This is a genomic window from Pseudomonas sp. KH_050, assembly GCF_057838875.1.
In genome coordinates this window covers 74,396-95,034 of the sequence record NZ_CM174478.1, presented here as the reverse complement: position 1 = coordinate 95,034, position 20,639 = coordinate 74,396, and the positions used below count along the sequence as shown (strand labels likewise).

Genomic DNA, 20,639 nt, shown 5'->3' with positions numbered 1-20,639 from the left:
TTGCTCCCTCGCCACAAGGGCACCCCACCGGTATTGTGTCGGGGATTTTTCCTACTAAGACTGCGAATAGCCGAATGCCTAACTGGACATCTTACATACAGCGCATCATGGAACTGATGAAGCGCTATCCAGGGGTGATTGCGCTCGGTGGTTTTATTTCCGGAGTCGGCAGCTTCATGCTGGTGGATCGCCAGCAAGGCCTGGCGACCTGGATCACCGCCATCATGCTGGTCAGCTGGATCTGGTTGATGCTGGAACACAGCCTGACCAAACTCTTCACCAAGATCTTCAAGCGCGAGATTCCCGAAACGTTGCTGCGTTACGCGACGCAGATGATCCACCAGGAAAGCCTGTTTTTCGTCCTGCCGTTCTTCTTCATCACCACCACCTGGAACAGTGGGCAACTGTTTTTCACCGGAATGCTCGGCGCTGCGGCGCTGATTTCGATTATCGATCCCTTGTATTACAAATGGCTGGCGCCACGTCGCTGGCTGTTTCTGGCGCTGCATACGCTGACCTTGTTTGCCGCGTTACTGACCGCGCTGCCGGTCATCCTGCACCTGACCACCGCGCAAAGCTTCAAGCTGGCACTGGGCATTGCCATGCTGCTGTCGTTCCCGAGCCTGGCGTCGAGCTTTCCGATCCGCAACTGGCGCAGCGGGGTGGCATTGCTGGGCGTGACCCTGGCGGTCGGCGGCGCCGGCTGGTTGCTGCGCTCCTGGGTACCACCGGCGACCCTGTGGATGACCGAGGTGGCAATCACTACTCAATTGCAGGACAGAACCCCCGGCGACAGTCTGGAAGAAGTCAGCGCCAGCCAGGTCCGCAGTAGCGGTTTGTATGCCTTCACCGCGATCAACGCACCCCGTGGGCTGAATGAACGGATCTATCACGTCTGGAAGTTCAACGGTAAAGAGGTCGACCGCATTGCCCTGGATATTCACGGCGGGCGCAAGGAGGGTTACCGGGCCTGGACCCACAAACAGGTTTTCCCGGACAATCCGGTCGGCAGCTGGCAGGTTCGGGTGCTGACCGAAGACGGCCAGGTGATCGGCGTATTGCGCTTCAAGGTCACCGACGCAGGTCAAAACACCAAGGCGCCGAGCGAGGTAAAGTAACCGCTATCGTGGTATTACGTAGGACTGTGTAATAGCCAGCAACGCCAATGGCTTGCTCAACGACCAAGACAAGCAGACGTTCGGCAGTGCCGAACAGGCCATGCAGTCGCTTGAGCCGAGCAGCGCGATTCCCGGCAACAACCCTGACACTCATTCTGCGTGCCTTATAACTGCTCCAGACATCCCGCCAGATCATTGCCAAGCTTTTCCAGCAACTGCTCATACCCTTGGGCAGTAGCGGGCGTGTAACCGCCCAATGCATCCAGTTCCGCCAGCTTCACCGGTAGACCCGCGACCAGCGTTTCGGCCAACCGTGGACGCAGTGGGGGTTCACTGAAGACGCAAGTCTTGCCGACTTCCTGCAAGCGTTGACGCATCGCCGCCACATGCTGAGCGCCAGGCTGCACTTCGGTCGCCACACTGAACACACCGGCGTGCTTGAGGCCATAGGCTTGTTCGAAATAATCAAACGCCTCGTGGAAGACAAAGTAGGGTTTGTCTTTGATACCAGCCAATCGGGCTTTAAGGCGTGTATCCAGGGCATCCAGCCGATCATCGAAGGCTTTGCGGTTGAGTTGATAGCGAGCGGCGTTGGCCGGGTCGGCAGCACTCAGGTCCGCGGCCATCTTTGCCGCAATCACCCGGGCATTGAGCGGTGATAGCCAGAGGTGGGCGTCCAGGCTGCCGGGCCGATGATCGTGATCATGCTCGTCGGCTTCTTCTGCTTCTTCGACATGGGGTTGGCTATCTTCGCCGAAATGCCGCAATTTCAGGCCCGGCAGGTCTTGCATGGCTACAGATGGCAAGCTGCGCCCCTTGAGCACCCGCGGCAGGAAACCTTCCATGTCCGGGCCGATCCAGTAGAGCAGATCCACCGACTGTACGCGCCGCACATCGGAAGGGCGCAAGGCATAGTTATGCGGGGACGACCCCGGCGGCAGCAGTACTTCGGGAACACCGACGCCATCCTGCACCGCAGCGGCGATCAACTGCAGGGGTTTGATGCTGGTGAGCACCTTCACCTCAGCCTGAGCAGAGCTGATCACGAACAAACTGGCGGTAAATGCGACAAAAAGGGCAAAAAGTCGGGACACGATGACCACTCGGAGAGGCGAGAACGGGTAACATAATAACGTCTCTCACAAATATCGTCTCCGCTCATGCCTAAAACACCGCTGGCCAGTCGTCCCCATGATCACTCTCACTGCGTGCACAGCGCGCTGTCAGAAGCCGATGCACTCTGTGCCCGTCAAGGCTTGCGCCTGACCGCACTGCGTCGGCGGGTGCTGGAACTGGTCTGGCAAAGCCACAAGCCCCTGGGTGCCTACGACATCCTCGCGGTACTCAGCGAGCAGGATGGTCGCCGCGCAGCGCCGCCGACCGTTTACCGGGCGCTGGATTTCCTGCTGGAAAACGGCCTGGTGCATCGCATCTCGTCCCTCAACGCCTTCGTCGGCTGTAATCATCCGGAACATGCCCATCAAGGCCAGTTCCTGATCTGCCGTGAATGCCACGCTGCTATCGAGCTCGAGCAAAAAACCATCAGCGATGCGATCGTCACCAGCGCTCGCGAGGTCGGTTTTGTGGTCGAAGGGCAAACCGTCGAAATCGTCGGTCTCTGCTCGGGTTGCCAGGGGGCTTGATGAGCACTGCGTTGATCCGTCTAGACAAGGTGGCGGTAACCTTTGCCGGGCAGAACGTGCTGGATAATATCCAGCTCAGCGTCGAGCCAAGGCAAATCGTCACCTTGATCGGCCCCAATGGTGCCGGCAAGACTACCTTGGTACGCGCCGTGCTCGGCCTGCTCAAGCCGGACAGCGGCAGCGTCTGGCGCAAGCCGAAGTTGCGGATCGGTTATATGCCGCAGAAGCTGCACGTCGACCCGACGTTGCCCTTGTCCGTCCTGCGCTTTTTACGATTGGTGCCGGGCGTCGATCGCTCCCGAGCCTTGGCCGCGCTCAACGAAGTCGGTGCTGAACAGGTGATCGATAACCCGGTGCAAAGCATCTCCGGTGGCGAAATGCAGCGCGTGCTGCTGGCCCGCGCCTTGCTGCGCGAACCGGAACTGCTGGTGCTCGATGAGCCCGTGCAAGGCGTCGATGTCGCTGGCCAGGCTGAGCTGTACAGCCTCATCACCCGGCTGCGCGACCGTCACGGTTGCGGGGTGCTGATGGTTTCCCATGACTTGCATCTGGTCATGAGCACTACCGATCAAGTGGTCTGCCTCAATCGCCATGTCTGCTGCTCCGGACATCCCGAGCAGGTCAGCGGCGATCCGGCATTCGTCGAGCTGTTTGGCAAGAACGCGCAAAGCCTGGCGATCTATCACCACCATCACGATCACGCCCATGACCTGCATGGTGCGGTGGTCAGCGAGGCCCCGGCGGCCCACGTCCATGTTCATGGAGATAGCTGCAAGCATGGCTGATTTTCTGTTTTACGCTTTGCTGGCAGGCCTGGCCCTGGCACTGGTCGCGGGTCCCTTGGGCTCGTTCGTGGTCTGGCGACGCATGGCCTACTTTGGCGACACCCTTTCCCACGCGGCCTTGCTCGGGGTTGCCCTCGGGTTTCTGCTGGATGTCAGCCCGACCGTGGCCGTCACCGTAGGCTGCCTGCTGCTGGCAGTGTTGCTGGTGACCTTACAGCAACGCCAACCGCTGGCCTCTGACACTTTGTTGGGAATTCTCGCACCGAGCACCCTGTCTTTAGGCCTGGTGGTACTAAGCTTCATGCATGAAGTGCGGATCGACCTGATGGCCTATCTGTTCGGCGACCTGCTGGCGATCAGCCCGAGTGATCTGGCGTGGATCCTCGGCGGCAGCACGGCGGTGTTGCTGTTGCTGGTGTCACTGTGGCGGCCGCTGCTGGCAATCACCGTGCATGAAGAATTGGCCACGGTTGAAGGCCTGCCGGTGGCGGCGTTGCGCCTGACCTTGATGCTGTTGATTGCCGTGGTGATTGCGGTCGCAATGAAAATCGTCGGTGTTCTGCTGATTACTTCGTTGCTGATCATCCCCGCGGCCGCGGCTCAGCGTCACGCTCGGTCGCCGGAGCAGATGGCGCTTGGCGCAAGCCTGCTGGGCATGCTCGCAGTGTGTGGCGGGCTGGCGCTGTCCTGGTTCAAGGACACTCCGGCCGGCCCATCCATCGTTGTCACTGCTGCCGCACTGTTTCTGCTGAGTTTTGTCCTGCCCCGGAGAGGGGTGTAGACTTGCTCGCTTTTTGCGCAATTAGAGAGTCGCAGGAATGAAGCCGTTCGCCTCACGTTATCTGCTCCTTGTCGCATTTTCCTTGCTGCTGGGCGCCTGCCAAAGCACGCCGCCCGCGGCCACCGAAGTTCCGGATAGCCGGGCCGCGGCCATCGCGCAACTGGAGCAAAACCTCGCCAGCAGCGAACTGGCCACCGCCGAAGATCAACTAAGCACCTTGCAGGCCCAATCGCCCAATGACCCGGTGCTGGAGCAGTATCAACGGCAGTTGGCCGACGCTTACTTGCAACGCAGCCAGATCGTCCTGCAAAAAGGCGACGTCAACGCCGCAGCCACCGCGCTGAGCCGCGCCCGGGCGTTGATGCCCAAAGCCCCGGCGCTGACCGGCGGCGTCAACAGCGCCATCACCCACGCCCGCAAAGCCGAGCTGGATAAAGCCGAAGCTGCCGTGAAAGCTGCGGACCCCAAACCCGTTGCCAAAGTGATCGACCCTACCGCCGAAAGCACCACCGTTGCCCTGAACCTCACCGACATCACCAAGCTGCGCAAGCAACTTGATGCCATTGCCGCTGACGTGGTGAATTACCAATGCGATGTGAGCATTCAAGTGCCGCGCACACAGGACTATCCGTGGCTGGCTACGCTGCTGAGCAAACGGGTGAAAAAGCTCGACTCCGATTTTGATCTGCAGATCCAGCGCCAGATCCTGCGCCACATTCCGGCGCAGATGGTTCTGAGTCCGCGCAAGCCTTGATAAAAGTCAAAAGATCGCAGCCTGCGGCAGCTCCTACAGAATTGCATACGCCCGATAATTCACGGTGGTACGCGGTCGGTGTAGATACCGTCTTCACCCTCACCGTGCAAGGCAATTGCCTTCAGGTGTTTGTACGCCTCCAGCAAGTAATGCAACGCTACGCCATCGCTGCTCAAGGCTTGCACCGACTTGGCGCCACCCAACACAAACACCGCGTCGAACGCCACTGACGGCAGCCCTTCCATGGAGCCATCCACCGTCAGGCTCTTGCCGTCTGCAGTGGCTCCGGCCAGCTGGCTCTTCGCTGGGGCAGGCTTCTTAGTACTCATCAGACAAGAACTCCTTGTTTGCGATTCCCGGCGCTCCCGGGATTCATGAGCAAAGTTCCAAGCACGTGCCTGGGAGTTTTTCGAGTTGCTTAACTAATGACTGGTACCGATTTGCCCCGTTCCTTTTTTATGACCTTTGATCGCGTTATTGCCAAATGAAAGGATGTTTACGAAATAAATGCTAAGAACCTCTATACGGACAGGCTAAAATGCGCGCCCGGCTAACCGCTGACCCTTTTCTAACGCGCCCACAAGGTTCGCTACGTGATCGAGTTTCAAAACGTCCATAAAACCTACCGGGTCGCCGGCAAGGATATTCCTGCCCTGCATCCGACCAGTCTGCGTGTCGAGGACGGCCAGGTATTCGGCCTGATCGGCCATTCCGGCGCGGGAAAAAGTACCCTGCTGCGCCTGATCAACCGCCTGGAAGCCCCGAGCGGCGGCAAGATCTTCGTCGATGACGAAGAAGTCACCGCGCTCGACGCCAACGGCCTGCGGCGCTTCCGTCAGCAGGTCGGGATGATCTTCCAGCACTTCAATTTGCTGGCGTCCAAGACCGTTGCCGACAACGTTGCGCTGCCACTGACCCTGGCCGGCGAGTTGTCCCGCAGCGAGATCGACCGGCGAGTGGCCGAGTTGCTCGCACGGGTAGGCCTGGCCGACCACGCGAAAAAGTACCCGGCGCAGTTGTCCGGTGGTCAGAAGCAGCGTGTCGGCATCGCCCGCGCGCTGGCGACCAAGCCGAAAATTCTGCTCTGCGACGAAGCCACCAGCGCCCTTGACCCACAAACCACTGCATCGGTCCTGCAATTACTGGCCGAGATCAACCGCGAGTTGAACCTGACCATCGTGCTGATCACCCATGAGATGGATGTGATCCGCCGGGTCTGCGATCAAGTGGCGGTGATGGATGCTGGTGTCATCGTCGAGCAAGGTTCTGTGGCCGAGGTGTTCCTGCATCCCAAGCACCCGACCACCAAGCGCTTTGTGCAAGAAGACGAGCAGATCGATGAAAGCGAACAACGCGATGATTTCGCCCACGTACCTGGCCGCATAGTGCGTCTGACCTTCCAGGGTGAAGCGACCTACGCGCCATTGCTGGGTACCGTCGCCCGCGAAACAGGTGTGGACTACAGCATCCTTGCCGGTCGTATCGATCGCATCAAAGACGTCCCTTATGGGCAATTGACCCTGGCCGTCACCGGCGGTGACATGGAAGCCGCGTTCGCCCGCTTCACCGCGGCGGACGTCCATATGGAGGTGCTGCGCTAATGGAGTCCCTGTTGAGTTTCTTCGCCAATATCGACTGGTTCGAAATCTGGCTGGCCACCGGCGACACCCTGCTGATGCTCGGTGGTTCGTTGCTGTTCACCGTATTGTTCGGTCTGCCGCTGGGTGTTCTGCTGTTCCTCTGCAGCCCGCGTCAGTTGCTCGAGGCCAAAGGCATTTACGCGCTGCTGTCGCTGGTGGTGAACATCCTGCGTTCGTTGCCATTCATCATTCTGTTGATCGTGATGATCCCCTTTACCGTACTGATCACCGGAACTTCGCTGGGTGTAGCCGGTGCGATTCCGCCGCTGGTAGTGGGCGCGACGCCTTTCTTCGCGCGACTGGTGGAAACTGCGCTGCGTGAAGTGGATCGCGGCATTATCGAAGCGACCCAGGCCATGGGCGCGACGACGCGACAGATCATCATCAATGCCTTACTGCCGGAAGCGCGGCCAGGCATTTTTGCGGCGATCACGGTGACAGCGATTACCCTGGTGTCCTACACCGCGATGGCCGGCGTGGTCGGTGCGGGTGGTCTGGGTGACCTGGCGATTCGTTTCGGTTACCAGCGTTTCCAGACCGACGTCATGGTGGTCACGGTGGTGTTGCTGCTGGTGCTGGTACAAGTTCTGCAAACCGTCGGCGATAAGCTGGTGGTGCACTTTTCCCGAAAATAACTGTAATCGCCGGCCATGGCTGGCAGGCACCTGAACAGGCGCCTAACAAGGAGTTTGCTGGATGAAAAAACTACTCGTCGCTTTCGCTGCCGTTGCAGCGTTTTCCGCTCAAGCACAAACCCTGACTGTGGCCGCAAGCCCGGTGCCGCACGCGGAAATCCTCGAATTCGTTAAACCGGCTCTGGCCAAAGAAGGCGTCGACCTCAAGGTCAAGGTCTTCACCGACTATATCCAGCCGAACGTACAGGTAGCCGAGAAGCGTCTGGACGCCAACTTCTTCCAGCACCAGCCGTACCTGGATGAGTTCAACAAGGCCAAGGGCACCCACCTGGTGAGCGTTACCGGTGTGCATCTGGAGCCGCTGGGTGCCTACTCCAGCAAGTACAAAGCGCTTGCAGAACTGCCTGGCGGTTCCAACGTAGTGATCCCCAACGATGCCACCAACGGCGGCCGCGCCTTGCTGCTGCTGGATAAGGCCGGGCTGATCAAGTTGAAGGATTCGAACAACATTCTCTCGACGGTCAAAGACATTACCGAGAACGCCAAAGACCTGAAGTTCCGTGAACTGGAAGCCGCGACCATCCCGCGCGTGCTGACCCAGGTTGACCTGGCGCTGATCAACACCAATTACGCGCTGGAAGCCAAGCTCGATCCGGCCAAGGACGCACTGGTCATCGAAGGCAAAGACTCGCCTTATGTGAACATTCTGGTTGCCCGTCCGGACGACAAGGATTCCGAAGCCATGAAGAAACTGGTAACCGCCTTGCACAGCCCGGAAGTGAAGCAATTCATTCTGGAAAAATACAAAGGCGCGGTATTGCCAGCGTTCTGATGTAAAGCAGGGGTGCTATCGCTGCACCCCCGTTTCGTTTCAAATCCCTTCGCACTACCTCCCACAAAACCCAAAATCAAAAGATTGCAGAATTTGTGTACACCCATGAATTCATGGGTGTACGCGGTTGGCGTAGGGGCTGCCGCAGGCTGCGATCTTTTGGGGCCTGCAAGGTTACTTACGCTGCAACATCACCGGCAACTGAACCACCAGCTTCTGGTTGTTCAACGGTGCGCGAATGAAGCCACGCTGGGTGCCGTCCGGACCGATCACTGCCAGGTTGCCGCTGTGGTCGACGGTGTAGTTGGGTTTGCTGGTATCGGCGGGAATGAACGGAATGCTCACGGCATTGGCGAGCTTCTGCACGTCCTCTACCGTAGCGCCGGTCAGGCCTTTGAAGTCCGGATCGAAGTAGCCCAGGTACTGCTTGAGCTGCTTGGGATTGTCACGGGCCGGGTCGACGCTGACCAGGATGATCTGCAGCTTGTCGACCGCCTCCTTGGGCAGCTCGCTCTTGATCTGCCGCAGCTGGGCGAGGGTGGTCGGACAAATGTCGGGGCAGAAGGTATAGCCAAAGAACAGCAGGCTCCATTTGTCTTTCAGCTCGTTGACCGTCACAGCCTGGCCATCCTCATCAATCATCTGCAGGTCCGGCAACTGACGACTTTGCGGCAACAGGATGACGCCGGCATCGATCAGCGCGGTGGGATCACCCTCGCTCCTGCCATTGAGTACTTTGTTGACAGTAAGCCCCAGGATCAAAGCCACCAGGGCCACTAGAATAAAGACGGTTTTCTGAGTTCGAGTCATAGGTTCAACAATAGGTAGTGGTCTACGAGCAGCGCGATAAACAGCAGGAACAAGTAGTAAATAGAGTACTTGAAGGTGTTGATCGCCGCATGCGGCCGAGTACCACGGTACAGCACGAAGGCCCATTGCAGAAACCTCGCGCCCAGACCGAGGGCACAAAGCAGGTAAAGCGGGCCGCTCATATGAATCGCATAGGGCAACAGGCTGACTGCCAGCAGGGCGAAGGTATAGAGCAGAATGTGGACCTTGGTGTAGTGCTCGCCATGGGTCACCGGCAACATCGGGATATCCGCCTTGGCATATTCCTCCTTGCGATGAATCGCCAGCGCCCAGAAGTGCGGCGGGGTCCAGGCGAAGATGATCAGTACCAGCAGCAGCGGCTCGGCACCGACATGCCCGGTGACCGCGACCCAACCGAGCAACGGTGGAGCGGCGCCGGCCAGCCCGCCGATGACAATATTTTGCGGTGTGGCGCGCTTGAGGAAGCCGGTGTAGATCACCGCATAGCCGAGCAACGAGGCCAGGGTCAGCCAGGCGGTCAGTGGATTGGTGAAGGTCAGCAACAACGCCTGGCCAGCCAGCGCCAACGCAAAAGCAAAGGTCAGCGCCGCCGTCGGCGAAACCCGTCCTTCGGCCAATGGTCTTTTATGGGTCCGGGCCATGACTGCATCGATCCGCCGGTCCACCACATGATTGACCGCCGCCGCGCCCCCCGCGCACATCGCGATCCCCAGATTGCCGAACACCAGCACCGTCCAGGGCACCCCGGCGCGCGTAGCGAGAAACATTCCGACCAGGGAAGTGATCAGCATCAACACCACCACCTTGGGTTTGGTCAGCTCCAGATAGTCACGCCAGATTGCCTGACTGTGACGTTCGCCGATCAGAGTCGCCATGGCATCTCTCCTTTTATTGTTATAGGGCCGCCTGATCGTTTGCGCGGGGTGAGCCGCCAACGCACAGGGACCTGATGCTTGACCCGAACCAGGCTGGTTCGCGCGTGATAATTGACCAGTACCAGCGTCAGCAGCAACGCCGCTCCGCCAGCGTTATGGGCGACCGCAACTGGCAGCGGCAAATGAAACAGCACATTGCTCACTCCCAGGCTGATCTGTACGGCCAGTGCCACCAGCACCAGACCGGCAAGGCGGCTCATACCCACCGCCCGCAATTGCCACGCCAGCCCCAGCAGCACCAGGGTGACCACCAATGCGCCAATGCGGTGGGTCAGGTGAATCGCGGTGCGGGCATCGCTGTCCAGCTGGCCGCCGAGGTAATTCGGGCCGATGTGCTGGGTCAGGTGAAAGCCATTGGCGAAGTCGGCGGCCGGCAGCCACTGCCCATGACAGGTAGGAAAATCGATACAGGCCACCGCCGCATAGTTGGAGCTGACCCAGCCACCGAGGGCAATTTGTCCGATCACCAGCAACAACCCGGCAGTCGCCCAATAATGCAGGCGTCGCGGTACGGTCAGCGCCGGCATCACCCCGGACAGGCGCAGCGTCAGCAAAAACAACAGGCTCAAGGTGGCAAAACCGCCGAGCAAATGCCCGGTGACCACTTGCGGCCAGAGCTTGAGGGTCACCGTCCACATACCGAACGCCGCTTGAGCGCACACCACCGCCAGCAAAAACAGCGGCAGCTTCAACGGATGCCCCGGGTGATGGCGATGGGTCCAGGCCCGTGCGGCCAGCACTACAATCAGCAACCCCAGGACCCCGGCGAAGTAGCGGTGGACCATCTCGTTCCAGCCCTTATGGGCCTCCACCGGTGCCTCGGGAAAATGCAGCTCGGCATGGGCCAGCTGGGCCTCGCCTTTCGGCACACTGATAAACCCGTAGCAGCCCGGCCAGTCCGGGCAGCCCAGCCCGGCATGGGTCAGCCGGGTATAGGCACCGAGCAACACCACAATCAGTGCCAGCAAAGTGGCAAACAACGCGAGGCGAAATCCAGGCTTGGCCATGACGATGCCCTTATCCGATGTTGGACAGTTTCAGCAGATGGCGCAGGTCGTTGAGCAGATCCTTGCCCTTGACCCTGGCGTCATAGCGCAACACCAGGTTGCCGTGGGGATCGATGATCCATAGTTGCGCCGCACCCTGGCCTTGGGCGGCCTTGCCCCCGGCACCTTGAGTATAGGTCGGCAGATCAAGTGAATAGCGTTGCAGCTGCGGGTATTCGCGTTGCAGCCTGGCGTCGTATTCGGCATTCAGCGGCTGGGCGACAGCCAGTGCATGACTGGCGCGGGAGGCGTCGCGGCCCAGGCCGATCTGGATCTGCCGCGCCAGATAAACCAACTGCTGGCAGTCCACGGAACACTCCTGCGGGGCGCTGACCAGAATCTGCCAGCGACTCTCGTCAGCCTGCACGCCAAGGTCGGCGCGAGTCTGGCCGTTGCCGATCAGTTCGCCGTGATAGCTGCGGCTTTCCGGCACCCAGAACTGCCATTTGTACATGCCGGTAGCAAGGATCATCGGGCCGATTACCATCAGCAGAATCAGAATCAGCTGCCAGCGCCCGCGCCGACGACTTGGCGACTTACGCGCCTCAGACATGTTGGGTGGATTCATGGCCGCTCCCATGGTGTTTCTCCCTTGCGTTGTGCCAACCGAGATAGAGATAAAGGCCGAACAGTGCCACCGCCATGGCGAACCACTGCACGGCATAACCGAGATGTTTTTCCGGCCCCATGGCCACGACCGGCCAATCGGCCTGGTAGGTGGCAGGGCCACTTTCTGCGCGCAGCTCAAAGGCAAAACCCTTTCGCCCCAACTCGGCCCAGAGACTGGCCGGGGCCACTGCGGTCACCAGCCGAGGCCAGTTCGCGCCCGCCGGGTCGGCATGCAGCTGAAAGGTTGCGCCTGGGGCAACATAGGCCCAGGCATCGAGATCCATTGTTTGTGCGGGGGTGGTGAACACCGGCGGAGTGCGCCGATCCGGCCACGGCAGCCAGCCGCGATTGAGCAATAACCACAGACCACTGGGCTGGTCGAAAAACGCTTGCAGCAACTCGACCCCGACTTTGCCATCGCGGGTGCGGTTATCCAGCAGGAAGCTGTGCTCGGCATCGAACTGCCCATGCAGGCGCACTCGCCGGAACGCCGGGGCCTGTGCATCCTGCAATTGCGCAAGGGCAACCGGCTCCGCCGTGCGGCGCTCGGCGTAGTTCTCGAGCAGCAGGCGTTTCTGTTCGCCTCGGTCCAATTGCCAGAAGCCGAGGAAAATCATCAGTGGCAGCAGCACCAGCACCACAAGGGTCGGTACAACGCCCGGACGAAAACCTTTCATGGTGTCGCCGCAGATGCAGGAATTCGACTGGCTATACTGACTCGCATCGCTTTCCCCCCGGAGTATCTCCATGCTTAAAGCCGCAATCGTCCTGATGCTGATAGCCACGGTGATCAGCCTGTTCAGCGGCCTGTTCTTTCTGGTCAAGGACGAAAGCAGTTCGAACCGACTGGTCATTGCCCTGACTGTTCGTGTCAGCCTGGCCGCTATCACCGTCGGCTTGATCGCCTGGGGTTTCTTCAGCGGCCAGCTGGTGTCGCACGCGCCCTGGTAAGCGGAACGTCAGAGCACGTACACAAAGGCAAACAAACCAATCCACACCACATCGACGAAGTGCCAATACCAACTGGCGGCTTCGAAAGCGAATTGATGCTCGGCATTGAAATGCCCACGCATGACCCGCATCAGCATCACGAACAGGATGATGGTGCCAATGGTCACGTGAGCGCCGTGAAAGCCAGTGAGCATGAAGAAGGTCGCACCGTAGACACCCGAGCCCAGGGTCAAGCCCAGCTCGTGATAGGCGTGGATATATTCTTCGGCCTGAAAGCCAAGGAACCCGCAGCCCAGCAGCACCGTCAGCGCCAGCCAGATTTTCAGCGCGCCGCGATGACCTTTTTTCAAGGCGTGGTGGGCGATGGTCACGGTCACGCTGGAGCTGACCAGCAACACCGTGTTAAGCAACGGCAAGCCCCAGGGGCTGATGATGTCCTTGGGTGCCGGAAAGAGTTTCGGGTCGGGGTTGTTCAGCAGTGGCCAGATGAACTCGAAGTTCGGCCATAGCATGTGCGCGACACCTTTGGCCCCCTCGCCACCCAGTGCCGGTCCGGATATGTTCCGCACGTAGAACAGCGCACCGAAGAACGCGATGAAGAACATCACTTCGGAGAAGATGAACCAGCTCATCCCCCAGCGAAACGAGCGATCCATCTGCGCACTGTACAAACCGGAGCGGCTCTCCTTGATTACTGTGCCAAACCAGCCGAACAGCATGTAGGCCAGCAGCAGGCTGCCGATGAAGAAGATCAGCGGCCCGTGAGATTCCGGTCGTGCGGCCTTGAGGTCATTGAACCAGGTGCCCAGACCATACATGGTGATCAGCATGCCGAAGGTGGCAATGATCGGCCATTTGCTCTGGGCGGGAACGTAGTAGTGCTCGTGAGTTGCCATTTATTGTTCTCCTTATCGGGCACGCTTCAACGCCTGGCTACCTGGATCAGTTTGTGGCCACAGGTGGATGGCGAGCGGTGATATCGAACAGCGTGTAAGCCAGCGTCAGGTGTTTCACATCCTTGGGCATGTCGCGGTCAACGATGAAACGCACCGGCATCTCGATCCGCTGCCCCGGCTGCAAAACCTGCTGGGTAAAGCAGAAACACTCGGTCTTATGGAAGTACATCGCCGCCTCGGACGGAGAAATACTCGGAATCGCCTGGGCAGTCATGGGGTGATCGGTCGGGTTGTAGGCCACGAACAGCATCTCGTTGACCGCCCCGGGATACACCAGGATTTCGTCAGACTTGGAGTAGAAATCCCAGACCATGTCGATGGAGTTGGTGGAGAGAAACTGCACGCGTACCTGGCGCGACTGGTCTATCGCCTGTGTGCCTTCGTACTGCCCGGCGGTCTTGCCGTTGATGCCGAACGCCTTGCACATCACGTCGTAGATCGGCACCAGGGCAAAACCGAAGGCGAACATCGCCACCACCAGAATCAGCAGGCGGGTCACCAGACGCTTGACCGGTACGGAGTCAGCCATGGCGATTTCCGCCGTCAGGAGCGGGTTTGCTCGCTATCGCGGTCCACCTCGCGGGCAAGCCCGCTCGCAGATTCATTTCACCTCCGGCGGCGTGGTGAAGGTGTGATACGGAGCCGGCGATGGAATGCTCCACTCCAGACCTTCAGCGCCATCCCAAGGTTTAGCCGGTGCGGGTTCGCCGCTGCGGATGCACTTGATGACGATGAACAGGAAGAAGATCTGCGTGGCGCCGAACATAAAGGCACCGATCGAGGAGACCATATTGAAGTCGGCGAACTGCAGGTTGTAGTCCGGAATACGCCGTGGCATCCCCGCCAGCCCGACAAAGTGCATCGGGAAGAAGGCCATGTTCATGCCGATAAAGGACAGCCAGAAGTGCAGCTTGCCCAAGGTTTCGTCATACATGTGCCCGGTCCACTTCGGCAGCCAGTAGTAGGCTGAGGCGAAGATCCCGAAGATCGCTCCCGGCACCAGCACATAGTGGAAGTGCGCCACCACGAAGTAGGTGTCGTGGTACTGGAAGTCCGCCGGAGCGATAGCCAGCATCAACCCGGAGAAGCCACCGATGGTGAACAGGATCACGAAGGCCACCGCGAACAGCATCGGCGTCTCGAAGCTCAACGAGCCTTGCCACATGGTGCTGGCCCAATTGAACACTTTGACCCCGGTCGGCACCGCGATCAGCAACGTGGCGTACATGAAGAACAACTCGCCCACCAACGGAATGCCCACCACGAACATGTGGTGCGCCCAGACGATGAACGACAGGAAGGCAATACTCGCCGTGGCGTAGACCATCGAAGTGTAGCCAAACAACGGTTTGCGCGAGAAGGCCGGGATGATCGCGCTGACGGCACCGAAGGCCGGCAGGATCATGATGTACACCTCGGGGTGACCGAAGAACCAGAACACATGCTGGAACAGCACCGGATCACCACCACCGGCAGCACTGAAGAAGCTGGTGCCGAAATGGATGTCCATCAGCATCATGGTCACGCAACCGGCCAGCACCGGCATCACCGCGATCAACAGGAATGCGGTGATCAGCCAGGTCCAGACAAACAGCGGCATTTTCATCAAGGTCATGCCGGGCGCACGCAGGTTGAGGATGGTGGCGATCACGTTGATCGCGCCCATGATCGAACTGATACCCATCATATGAATGGCGAAGATGAAAAAGGTCACGCTTTCCGGCGCGTAGGTGGTCGACAACGGGGCGTAGAAGGTCCAGCCGAAATCCGGTCCGCCGCCGGGTGAAAACAGGGTCGAGATCAACAGCAGGAACGCCGCCGGCAACAACCAGAAGCTGAAGTTGTTCATCCGTGGCAGGGCCATGTCCGGAGCACCGACCATCAACGGGATCATCCAGTTGGCAAGGCCGACGAACGCCGGCATCACCGCACCGAAGACCATGATCAGCCCGTGCATGGTGGTCATCTGGTTGAAAAATTCCGGCTGGACGATCTGCAGGCCCGGCTGGAACAACTCGGCGCGGATCACCATGGCGAACGAACCACCGAGCAGGAACATCGCAAAACTGAACCACAGGTACATGGTCCCGATGTCTTTGTGGTTGGTGGTCAGCACCCAGCGCATCAAGCCTTTGGCCGGGCCATGGGCGTGGTCATGGGCTACCTGAGCGTGGTCATCGGTCAAAGTACTCATGTCCTGTCTCCTGCAAACGGGTGAACGGTGCGGTCAAGGGCAATGAGCCCCGATCGCTTGCGGGAACACGCAATAGACCGGGTCATTTGCTTTCCGCCTGTTTCAGAGCCAGCACGTCTTTGGGCGTGACCATGTCGCCCTTGTTGTTGCCCCAGGCATTACGCTCGTAGGTCACAACGGCGGCGATATCGACTTCCGAAAGCTGTTTGCCGAAGGCGGCCATGGAAGTGCCTGGCTTGCCGTGGTAGACAATGCTCAGGTGACCTTCCTTCGGTCCAGTGGCGATTTTCGAGCCCTTGAGCGCCGGGAACATCGGCGGCAGGCCCTGGCCCTCAGCCTGGTGACAGGCCACGCACGAGGTGTGGTAGACCTTGTCGCCGCGGGCCACCAGCTCTTCGAGGGTCCACTCTTTGGAGGTCAGCTCTTTGAGTTTGCCGGCCTCGGCTTTGCGGTCAGCCAGCCAGGTGTCGTAATCGGCCCTGGACTTGACCTCGACCACGATCGGCATGAAGCCGTGGTCCTTGCCACACAGCTCGGTGCATTGACCGCGATAGAGGCCTGGCTTCTCGACCCGGGTCCAGGCTTCGTTGACGAATCCCGGAATCGCATCGCGCTTCACCGCAAAGGCCGGAACCCACCAGGAGTGGATCACATCCGCGGCGGTCACCAGAAAGCGCACCTTGGCACCGACCGGCAGCACCAGCGGCTGGTCGACTTCCAATAGATAGTGCTCACCCTTGGTGGCCTGGTTATGGATTTGCTCGGCGGGCGTGGCCATATTGCTGAAGAACTCGACGTCCTGGCCCAGGTATTTGTAATGCCACTTCCACTGATAGCCGGTGACCTGGATATCCACATCCGATTCCGTGCTGTCGTAGATCTCAATGAGGGTCTTGGTCGCGGGGATGGCCATCGCCACCAGAATCAGGAAAGGCACGATGGTCCACAGGATTTCGACCGTCGTACTTTCATGAAACTTGGCAGCCACCTGACCGGTAGAACGACGGTGGACAATCATCGACCAGAACATGGCACCGAAAACCACGATGCCAATCACCACACAGATCCAGAAAATGGTCATGTGCAGGTCGAATACTTTGTTGCTCACCTCAGTAGCCCCAGGTGGCATATTCACGGTCCAGGCAGCTTGCGCCTGGCTGAATATTGACCACAACACAAGGCCCACCCAGACTTGTGGATGTCGCATCATTGCGGGTTCCCCTTATCGTTCTTTTTATCCCGCCGGCTTTCACCAGCGGCCAAGGAAGCGGCTGCCCCAGACTACGAACTCAAACCGCCAAACCTCGGCTGCACGTGCAGTCGGGCATCATCGGCTAACTCCATACAGACCCGAGTATAGACAGCGACTGAGACCTCGCAACGCGATGGGGTAAATCAGCTGAGACAGGTTGGTGTTGCACCAGAGACCATGGTGGCAAAGGGATATCTGACGAAAGGTGGCAAATGGATATAACGTAGGCATATAACCATGAAATAATTATGACAAATGCGTCTAAGCAGTTTTTGCACGCAAGCTAACTTATGTCTTCCTATTTCATTGCCTCGTTTCCTGGAGTTTTCATGAACACCGCCGCATTGCGCGAGCAGATTCAACGTGCCCATCAAGATGAAGCCGAAACCGGCAATTTGACGCGTCAGCTGGAAACCCAGCTGCCGCACCTTCACCCGGCCATCCAGCTACCCGATGGCGATGCCAAGGGTGTTTTGACTCGTTTTGTTACAGCTTATATAGAACAAGTCCCGGATCTGCTCGACGCGGCCAACGAAGTGGCGCGTGAAGCCGGCATCGAAGATCAGATCAAACCTGTCCTGAAAATTGCCGAGCAGTTCTTCATCCAGCCGCCGGCGATCCTGGAAGGCCATACCGGCCTCGATAGTCTGCTGGACGAAGCCTACCTGGCCCATCGTCTGGTCGAAGAAGTCAACGATCTCTACATCAAGCATTTCGGTCAGCCATTGATCCCGCTGGATATGACCGTCGCCAACCTGATCACCCACCAGCTGATCGGCGAAGAATTTGCCAACCAACTGGATGAGGCGGTGCATCACGCCGTAGACGAAATGCTCAACGAAGAGAGCTTCGCGCTGGAGTCCGTCGAGACTTACCGCGACAAACTCAACAGCCCGGATACCGGAGCTGCATGGAAGCGCTGGCCATGCCTGTCGCGCCAACTGGGCGTGGGGTTGGAGCTCGATAAACCGGCCTGACCAAAGCCTTTTGCGGGCATCTGGCCTTGAAAAGATCGCAGCCTGCGGCAGCGCCTACAGATTTAGCGTACCCCTGATAATCCGAGGGTATGCTGCCGCAGGCTGCGATCCTGGCGATCTTGCCGTCACCCAAAAACTCGGGATGATGTCAGATCCCGGCCGACCCCATGCCTGTCGTCGTGCGCAATCGCCCCTCCAATCGGCGCTTCAAGCCACGCGCCTCAATCACCAGCCTCGAGCCTTTGGCCGCGTTGGCCCGGCCCCATTCCTCCAGCAGCTCAAGGCAGGAATGGTCGATGTAACTCAGGTTGCTCAATGGCACGTGCACTGTGACACCCGCGGGAATGGTCGCCAGCACCTGAGTCAATGCAGGCACCTTGAGAAAAGTCGCCGCACCCACCAGGCGCAACTCCATTTCGCCCTCGGGGGGCAGATCGATCAGGCTGATTTTCAGCCGCGATGCTTTCCACGCAAGTTTCGCCAAGGTCAGACCGAAACCGATCAGCACACCGGTCAGCAGGTCTGTGAAGACGATCGCCATGGCTGTGGCTGCGTAGGTCAGCATCGGCATCCGGCCATAACGGCCAAGCTTGCGAAAAGCCTTGAGATCGACCAGTTTTACCCCGGTATAGACCAACACCCCGGCCAGACTGGCCACCGGAATGCTTTGCAGCACACTCGACAGCAGCAAAACAAAAGCCAGTAACCATACGCCATGGAATATTGCCGAGAGCCGTGTGGTCGCGCCAGCCTGCACATTCGCCGAGCTGCGCACGATCACCCCAGTCATTGGCAGCGCCCCCAGCAGACCGCAGAGCATGTTGCCAACACCCTGCGCCGACAGTTCCCGATCAAAATCCGAACGCAGTCCGTTGTGCATGCGATCCACCGCCGCGGCCGACAACAGCGTTTCGGCACTGGCGATAAAGGCCACTGCAAACGCGGCAATCAGCAGATTGGGATCGGCCAGACTGAGCAGGTCGGATGGCCGTAGCCAATCAATCGCTTCTGCCAGATTGGCCGGCACTTCAACGCGTTTCACTTGCAGCGCGAGGACCAGGCTCGCGACTGTCGCCAGACCGACACCGAGCAGGGCGCCGGGAACAAAGCGCAGTGACTGCGGCCGCCACTTGTCCCACAACCCCATCACCAAAATCGTCGACAGCCCGAGCAGGCCGGCCTGCCAGCCAAACCCGCCGCCGAGCGTCGGTAATGCCTGAGCCAGAGCAGCGGGGAAGCCCGTCAGATTATCCATCCCGGACGGTTTGGGTGCGCTATCGAGCATCACATGGATCTGCGACAACACAATCAACACGCCGATCCCGGCGAGCATCCCGTAGACCACCGCCGGTGCCGTGACCCTGAACCAGCACCCCAGACGCAGACGTCCGGCGACCAATTGCAGAAAACCGGCCAGCAGCAAAATCGGCCCGAGCATGGCCACTCCATGCTGACGCACCAGTTCAAACACCAACACCGCCAACCCTGCAGCCGGGCCGCTGACCTGGAGCGGCGAGCCCGCCAGCCAACCGACCACCAGACCACCGATAATCCCGGTAATCAGGCCTTTGGCCGGCGGCATGCCAGAAGCAATAGCGATACCCATGCACAAGGGCAGGGCGACGAGAAACACCACCACCGAAGCCAACAGCTCCCGTGGCAGAACAGCTTTTAATTGCGCAGCACGCATGAAGACTCTCCCGAGGCTTTCTTCGGGCGTGGCAAAGCCCGACCGCTGAATCAGCAGCCACGGTCAAACCACACCGGGGTAATTAGGAAGATCTAGAAGCGCGCTTTGGGCGTCGCAACGGGAATCGGATGGCTGCCGTCCAGCGGCAGGAAGCAGCCCTGGTCCGCATCGTAGGCTTTGATTTCACTGGTTTCGATGCTGTAGACCCAGCCATGGATAAACAGCTGACCGCTAGCCATGCGCGACGCCACCGACGGGTGCGTACGCAAATGCTGCAACTGGGCGATGACGTTTTCTTCGGTCAGCACATGCATGCTTTCTTCTTCGTCAGCACAATCACAGTTGTCCTGCACCATTGTCTTGGCCACTTCCGCATGACGTAGCCATGCTTTGACCGTGGGCATCTTTTCGAGGCTTTGTGGATTGAGCACTGCGCGCATCGCACCGCAATCGGAATGTCCGCAAATGATGATGTGCTGCACGCCCAGCGCCAGCACGGCGTACTCGATGGCGGTGGAGACACCTCCGTTCATTTGCCCGTAAGGCGGCACCACGTTACCCACATTGCGGGTCACGAACAGATCGCCAGGGGCGCTTTGGGTGATCAATTCAGGGACGATGCGCGAATCGGCACAGGCGATAAACATCGCCCTTGGCTGTTGAGCCGTGGCGAGTTTTTTGAAGAGCTCTTCCTGTTGCGGAAAGATCTCGTGATGGAAATGCAAAAAGCCGTCAACGATATGCTGCAGCGCTGCATCGGCGCTTTCGACCTCCGGGAGGGTTGAAGCCGACGCAGCCAACGGCTGTTTATCCTTGTCACTCATGGTTCATCCTCTTTGACGGATTAAAGGAATTTTCCGGTTTTATCCGGCATGCGGCCAGTGGCAGGTTGAAAAACACTCAGCTCGCCGACCGCGACCAACCGGTCACTCGATGAACAAGGTAACCGCCGAAACTTAACTCAAACTGAATCAAACGCTCTAGCACGCTGGTTCCGCGTCATTAAAAAA

The 20,639-nt window shown here is 59.2% G+C and carries 22 protein-coding genes and 1 pseudogene; 10 read left to right on the top strand and 13 right to left on the bottom strand.

The genetic code is table 11. The features are described 5' to 3' along the window. Positions 1 to 74: 74 nt before the first annotated feature. Positions 75 to 1,118 carry a DUF5924 family protein gene (locus tag AC3IUA_RS00480; protein ID WP_489358583.1) on the top strand — a complete coding sequence of 348 codons (1,044 nt, stop codon included), beginning with the start codon at positions 75 to 77 and terminating at the stop codon, positions 1,116 to 1,118. Between the two features lie 164 nt (positions 1,119 to 1,282). On the opposite strand, the gene AC3IUA_RS00475 is transcribed toward AC3IUA_RS00480, so the two are convergent. After that, on the bottom strand, positions 1,283 to 2,212 hold the full coding sequence (locus AC3IUA_RS00475) for a zinc ABC transporter substrate-binding protein (RefSeq protein ID WP_489358582.1): 930 nt from the start codon (positions 2,210 to 2,212) through the stop codon (positions 1,283 to 1,285). 66 nt (positions 2,213 to 2,278) lie between these two features. Between AC3IUA_RS00475 and zur the strand changes: the two genes are divergently transcribed. Genes zur through AC3IUA_RS00455 form a run of 4 tightly spaced genes read left to right on the top strand, consistent with a single transcriptional unit; the run spans position 2,279 to position 5,081 of the window. Then, a complete protein-coding gene (gene zur, locus AC3IUA_RS00470; protein ID WP_489358581.1) occupies positions 2,279 to 2,761 on the top strand; it encodes a zinc uptake transcriptional repressor Zur in 483 nt (160 codons plus the stop codon). Then, entirely contained in the window at positions 2,761 to 3,546 is a 786-nt protein-coding gene (gene znuC / locus AC3IUA_RS00465; RefSeq protein ID WP_489358580.1) for a zinc ABC transporter ATP-binding protein ZnuC, read from the top strand. Before zur ends, znuC begins: the two co-directional genes overlap by 1 nt. Continuing rightward, positions 3,539 to 4,327: a zinc ABC transporter permease subunit ZnuB gene (znuB, locus tag AC3IUA_RS00460; protein ID WP_489358579.1), complete on the top strand. Its 789-nt coding sequence runs from the start codon at positions 3,539 to 3,541 to the stop codon at positions 4,325 to 4,327. The genes znuC and znuB overlap by 8 nt, the downstream gene beginning before the upstream one ends. Before the next feature lie 37 nt (positions 4,328 to 4,364). Continuing rightward, positions 4,365 to 5,081 (top strand): PA5502 family lipoprotein, encoded by a 717-nt coding sequence (locus tag AC3IUA_RS00455; RefSeq protein WP_489358578.1) that lies wholly within the window; start codon positions 4,365 to 4,367, stop codon positions 5,079 to 5,081. A gap of 92 nt (positions 5,082 to 5,173) precedes the next feature. Here the strand turns inward: AC3IUA_RS00455 and AC3IUA_RS00450 are convergent. Beyond that, positions 5,174 to 5,362, bottom strand: a pseudogene (locus AC3IUA_RS00450) (hypothetical protein); the annotation flags it as partial. Between the two features lie 312 nt (positions 5,363 to 5,674). Between AC3IUA_RS00450 and AC3IUA_RS00445 the strand changes: the two are divergent. From AC3IUA_RS00445 to AC3IUA_RS00435, 3 genes are all read left to right on the top strand, one after another. Continuing rightward, positions 5,675 to 6,682 carry a methionine ABC transporter ATP-binding protein gene (locus AC3IUA_RS00445; protein ID WP_489358577.1) on the top strand — a complete coding sequence of 336 codons (1,008 nt, stop codon included), beginning with the start codon at positions 5,675 to 5,677 and terminating at the stop codon, positions 6,680 to 6,682. Continuing rightward, positions 6,682 to 7,356, top strand: a complete 675-nt coding sequence (locus AC3IUA_RS00440) for a methionine ABC transporter permease (RefSeq protein WP_489358576.1) — start codon at positions 6,682 to 6,684, stop codon at positions 7,354 to 7,356. The genes AC3IUA_RS00445 and AC3IUA_RS00440 overlap by 1 nt, the downstream gene beginning before the upstream one ends. A 61-nt stretch (positions 7,357 to 7,417) precedes the next feature. Further along, positions 7,418 to 8,188: a MetQ/NlpA family ABC transporter substrate-binding protein gene (locus tag AC3IUA_RS00435; RefSeq protein ID WP_489358575.1), complete on the top strand. Its 771-nt coding sequence runs from the start codon at positions 7,418 to 7,420 to the stop codon at positions 8,186 to 8,188. Between the two features lie 174 nt (positions 8,189 to 8,362). Here AC3IUA_RS00435 and AC3IUA_RS00430 read toward each other — a convergent pair whose 3' ends face one another. Genes AC3IUA_RS00430 through AC3IUA_RS00410 form a run of 5 tightly spaced genes read right to left on the bottom strand, consistent with a single transcriptional unit; the run spans position 8,363 to position 12,286 of the window. Continuing rightward, the gene (locus AC3IUA_RS00430) at positions 8,363 to 8,998 is read right to left on the bottom strand and encodes an SCO family protein (RefSeq protein WP_489358574.1); all 636 of its coding nucleotides are present in this window, start codon (positions 8,996 to 8,998) and stop codon (positions 8,363 to 8,365) included. Then, positions 8,995 to 9,894 (bottom strand): heme o synthase, encoded by a 900-nt coding sequence (cyoE, locus tag AC3IUA_RS00425; protein WP_489358573.1) that lies wholly within the window; start codon positions 9,892 to 9,894, stop codon positions 8,995 to 8,997. The genes AC3IUA_RS00430 and cyoE overlap by 4 nt, the downstream gene beginning before the upstream one ends. Beyond that, positions 9,882 to 10,961 carry a COX15/CtaA family protein gene (locus AC3IUA_RS00420; RefSeq protein ID WP_489358572.1) on the bottom strand — a complete coding sequence of 360 codons (1,080 nt, stop codon included), beginning with the start codon at positions 10,959 to 10,961 and terminating at the stop codon, positions 9,882 to 9,884. Before AC3IUA_RS00420 ends, cyoE begins: the two co-directional genes overlap by 13 nt. Before the next feature lie 10 nt (positions 10,962 to 10,971). Then, positions 10,972 to 11,580 (bottom strand): hypothetical protein, encoded by a 609-nt coding sequence (locus AC3IUA_RS00415; protein WP_489358571.1) that lies wholly within the window; start codon positions 11,578 to 11,580, stop codon positions 10,972 to 10,974. Continuing rightward, complete coding sequence (locus tag AC3IUA_RS00410) at positions 11,546 to 12,286, bottom strand: SURF1 family protein (protein WP_489358570.1); 741 nt, start codon at positions 12,284 to 12,286, stop codon at positions 11,546 to 11,548. The genes AC3IUA_RS00415 and AC3IUA_RS00410 overlap by 35 nt, the downstream gene beginning before the upstream one ends. Positions 12,287 to 12,356: 70 nt before the next feature. Here AC3IUA_RS00410 and AC3IUA_RS00405 point away from each other — a divergent pair, with 70 nt between their 5' ends. Beyond that, complete coding sequence (locus tag AC3IUA_RS00405) at positions 12,357 to 12,560, top strand: twin transmembrane helix small protein (RefSeq protein WP_489358569.1); 204 nt, start codon at positions 12,357 to 12,359, stop codon at positions 12,558 to 12,560. An 8-nt stretch (positions 12,561 to 12,568) separates the two neighbouring features. Here AC3IUA_RS00405 and AC3IUA_RS00400 read toward each other — a convergent pair whose 3' ends face one another. The 4 genes from AC3IUA_RS00400 to coxB form a co-directional block, all read right to left on the bottom strand. Continuing rightward, entirely contained in the window at positions 12,569 to 13,456 is an 888-nt protein-coding gene (locus AC3IUA_RS00400) for a cytochrome c oxidase subunit 3 (RefSeq protein WP_489358568.1), read from the bottom strand. Between the two features lie 46 nt (positions 13,457 to 13,502). Then, a complete protein-coding gene (locus AC3IUA_RS00395; protein ID WP_489358567.1) occupies positions 13,503 to 14,045 on the bottom strand; it encodes a cytochrome c oxidase assembly protein in 543 nt (180 codons plus the stop codon). Positions 14,046 to 14,117: 72 nt separating this feature from the next. Next, positions 14,118 to 15,710, bottom strand: coding sequence for a cytochrome c oxidase subunit I (gene ctaD / locus AC3IUA_RS00390; RefSeq protein WP_489358566.1), 1,593 nt, complete (start codon positions 15,708 to 15,710; stop codon positions 14,118 to 14,120). An 82-nt stretch (positions 15,711 to 15,792) separates the two neighbouring features. Beyond that, positions 15,793 to 16,920 carry a cytochrome c oxidase subunit II gene (coxB, locus tag AC3IUA_RS00385; protein WP_489358565.1) on the bottom strand — a complete coding sequence of 376 codons (1,128 nt, stop codon included), beginning with the start codon at positions 16,918 to 16,920 and terminating at the stop codon, positions 15,793 to 15,795. Between the two features lie 371 nt (positions 16,921 to 17,291). Here coxB and AC3IUA_RS00380 point away from each other — a divergent pair, with 371 nt between their 5' ends. Next, positions 17,292 to 17,939, top strand: coding sequence for a hypothetical protein (locus AC3IUA_RS00380; RefSeq protein WP_489358564.1), 648 nt, complete (start codon positions 17,292 to 17,294; stop codon positions 17,937 to 17,939). A gap of 148 nt (positions 17,940 to 18,087) precedes the next feature. Here the strand turns inward: AC3IUA_RS00380 and AC3IUA_RS00375 are convergent, their stop codons facing one another. Together AC3IUA_RS00375 and AC3IUA_RS00370 are read right to left on the bottom strand one after the other, a co-directional pair. Beyond that, entirely contained in the window at positions 18,088 to 19,629 is a 1,542-nt protein-coding gene (locus AC3IUA_RS00375) for a SulP family inorganic anion transporter (protein ID WP_489358563.1), read from the bottom strand. Between the two features lie 92 nt (positions 19,630 to 19,721). Continuing rightward, positions 19,722 to 20,453 carry a carbonic anhydrase gene (locus tag AC3IUA_RS00370; protein WP_489358562.1) on the bottom strand — a complete coding sequence of 244 codons (732 nt, stop codon included), beginning with the start codon at positions 20,451 to 20,453 and terminating at the stop codon, positions 19,722 to 19,724. Between the last annotated feature and the right edge of the window lie 186 nt (positions 20,454 to 20,639).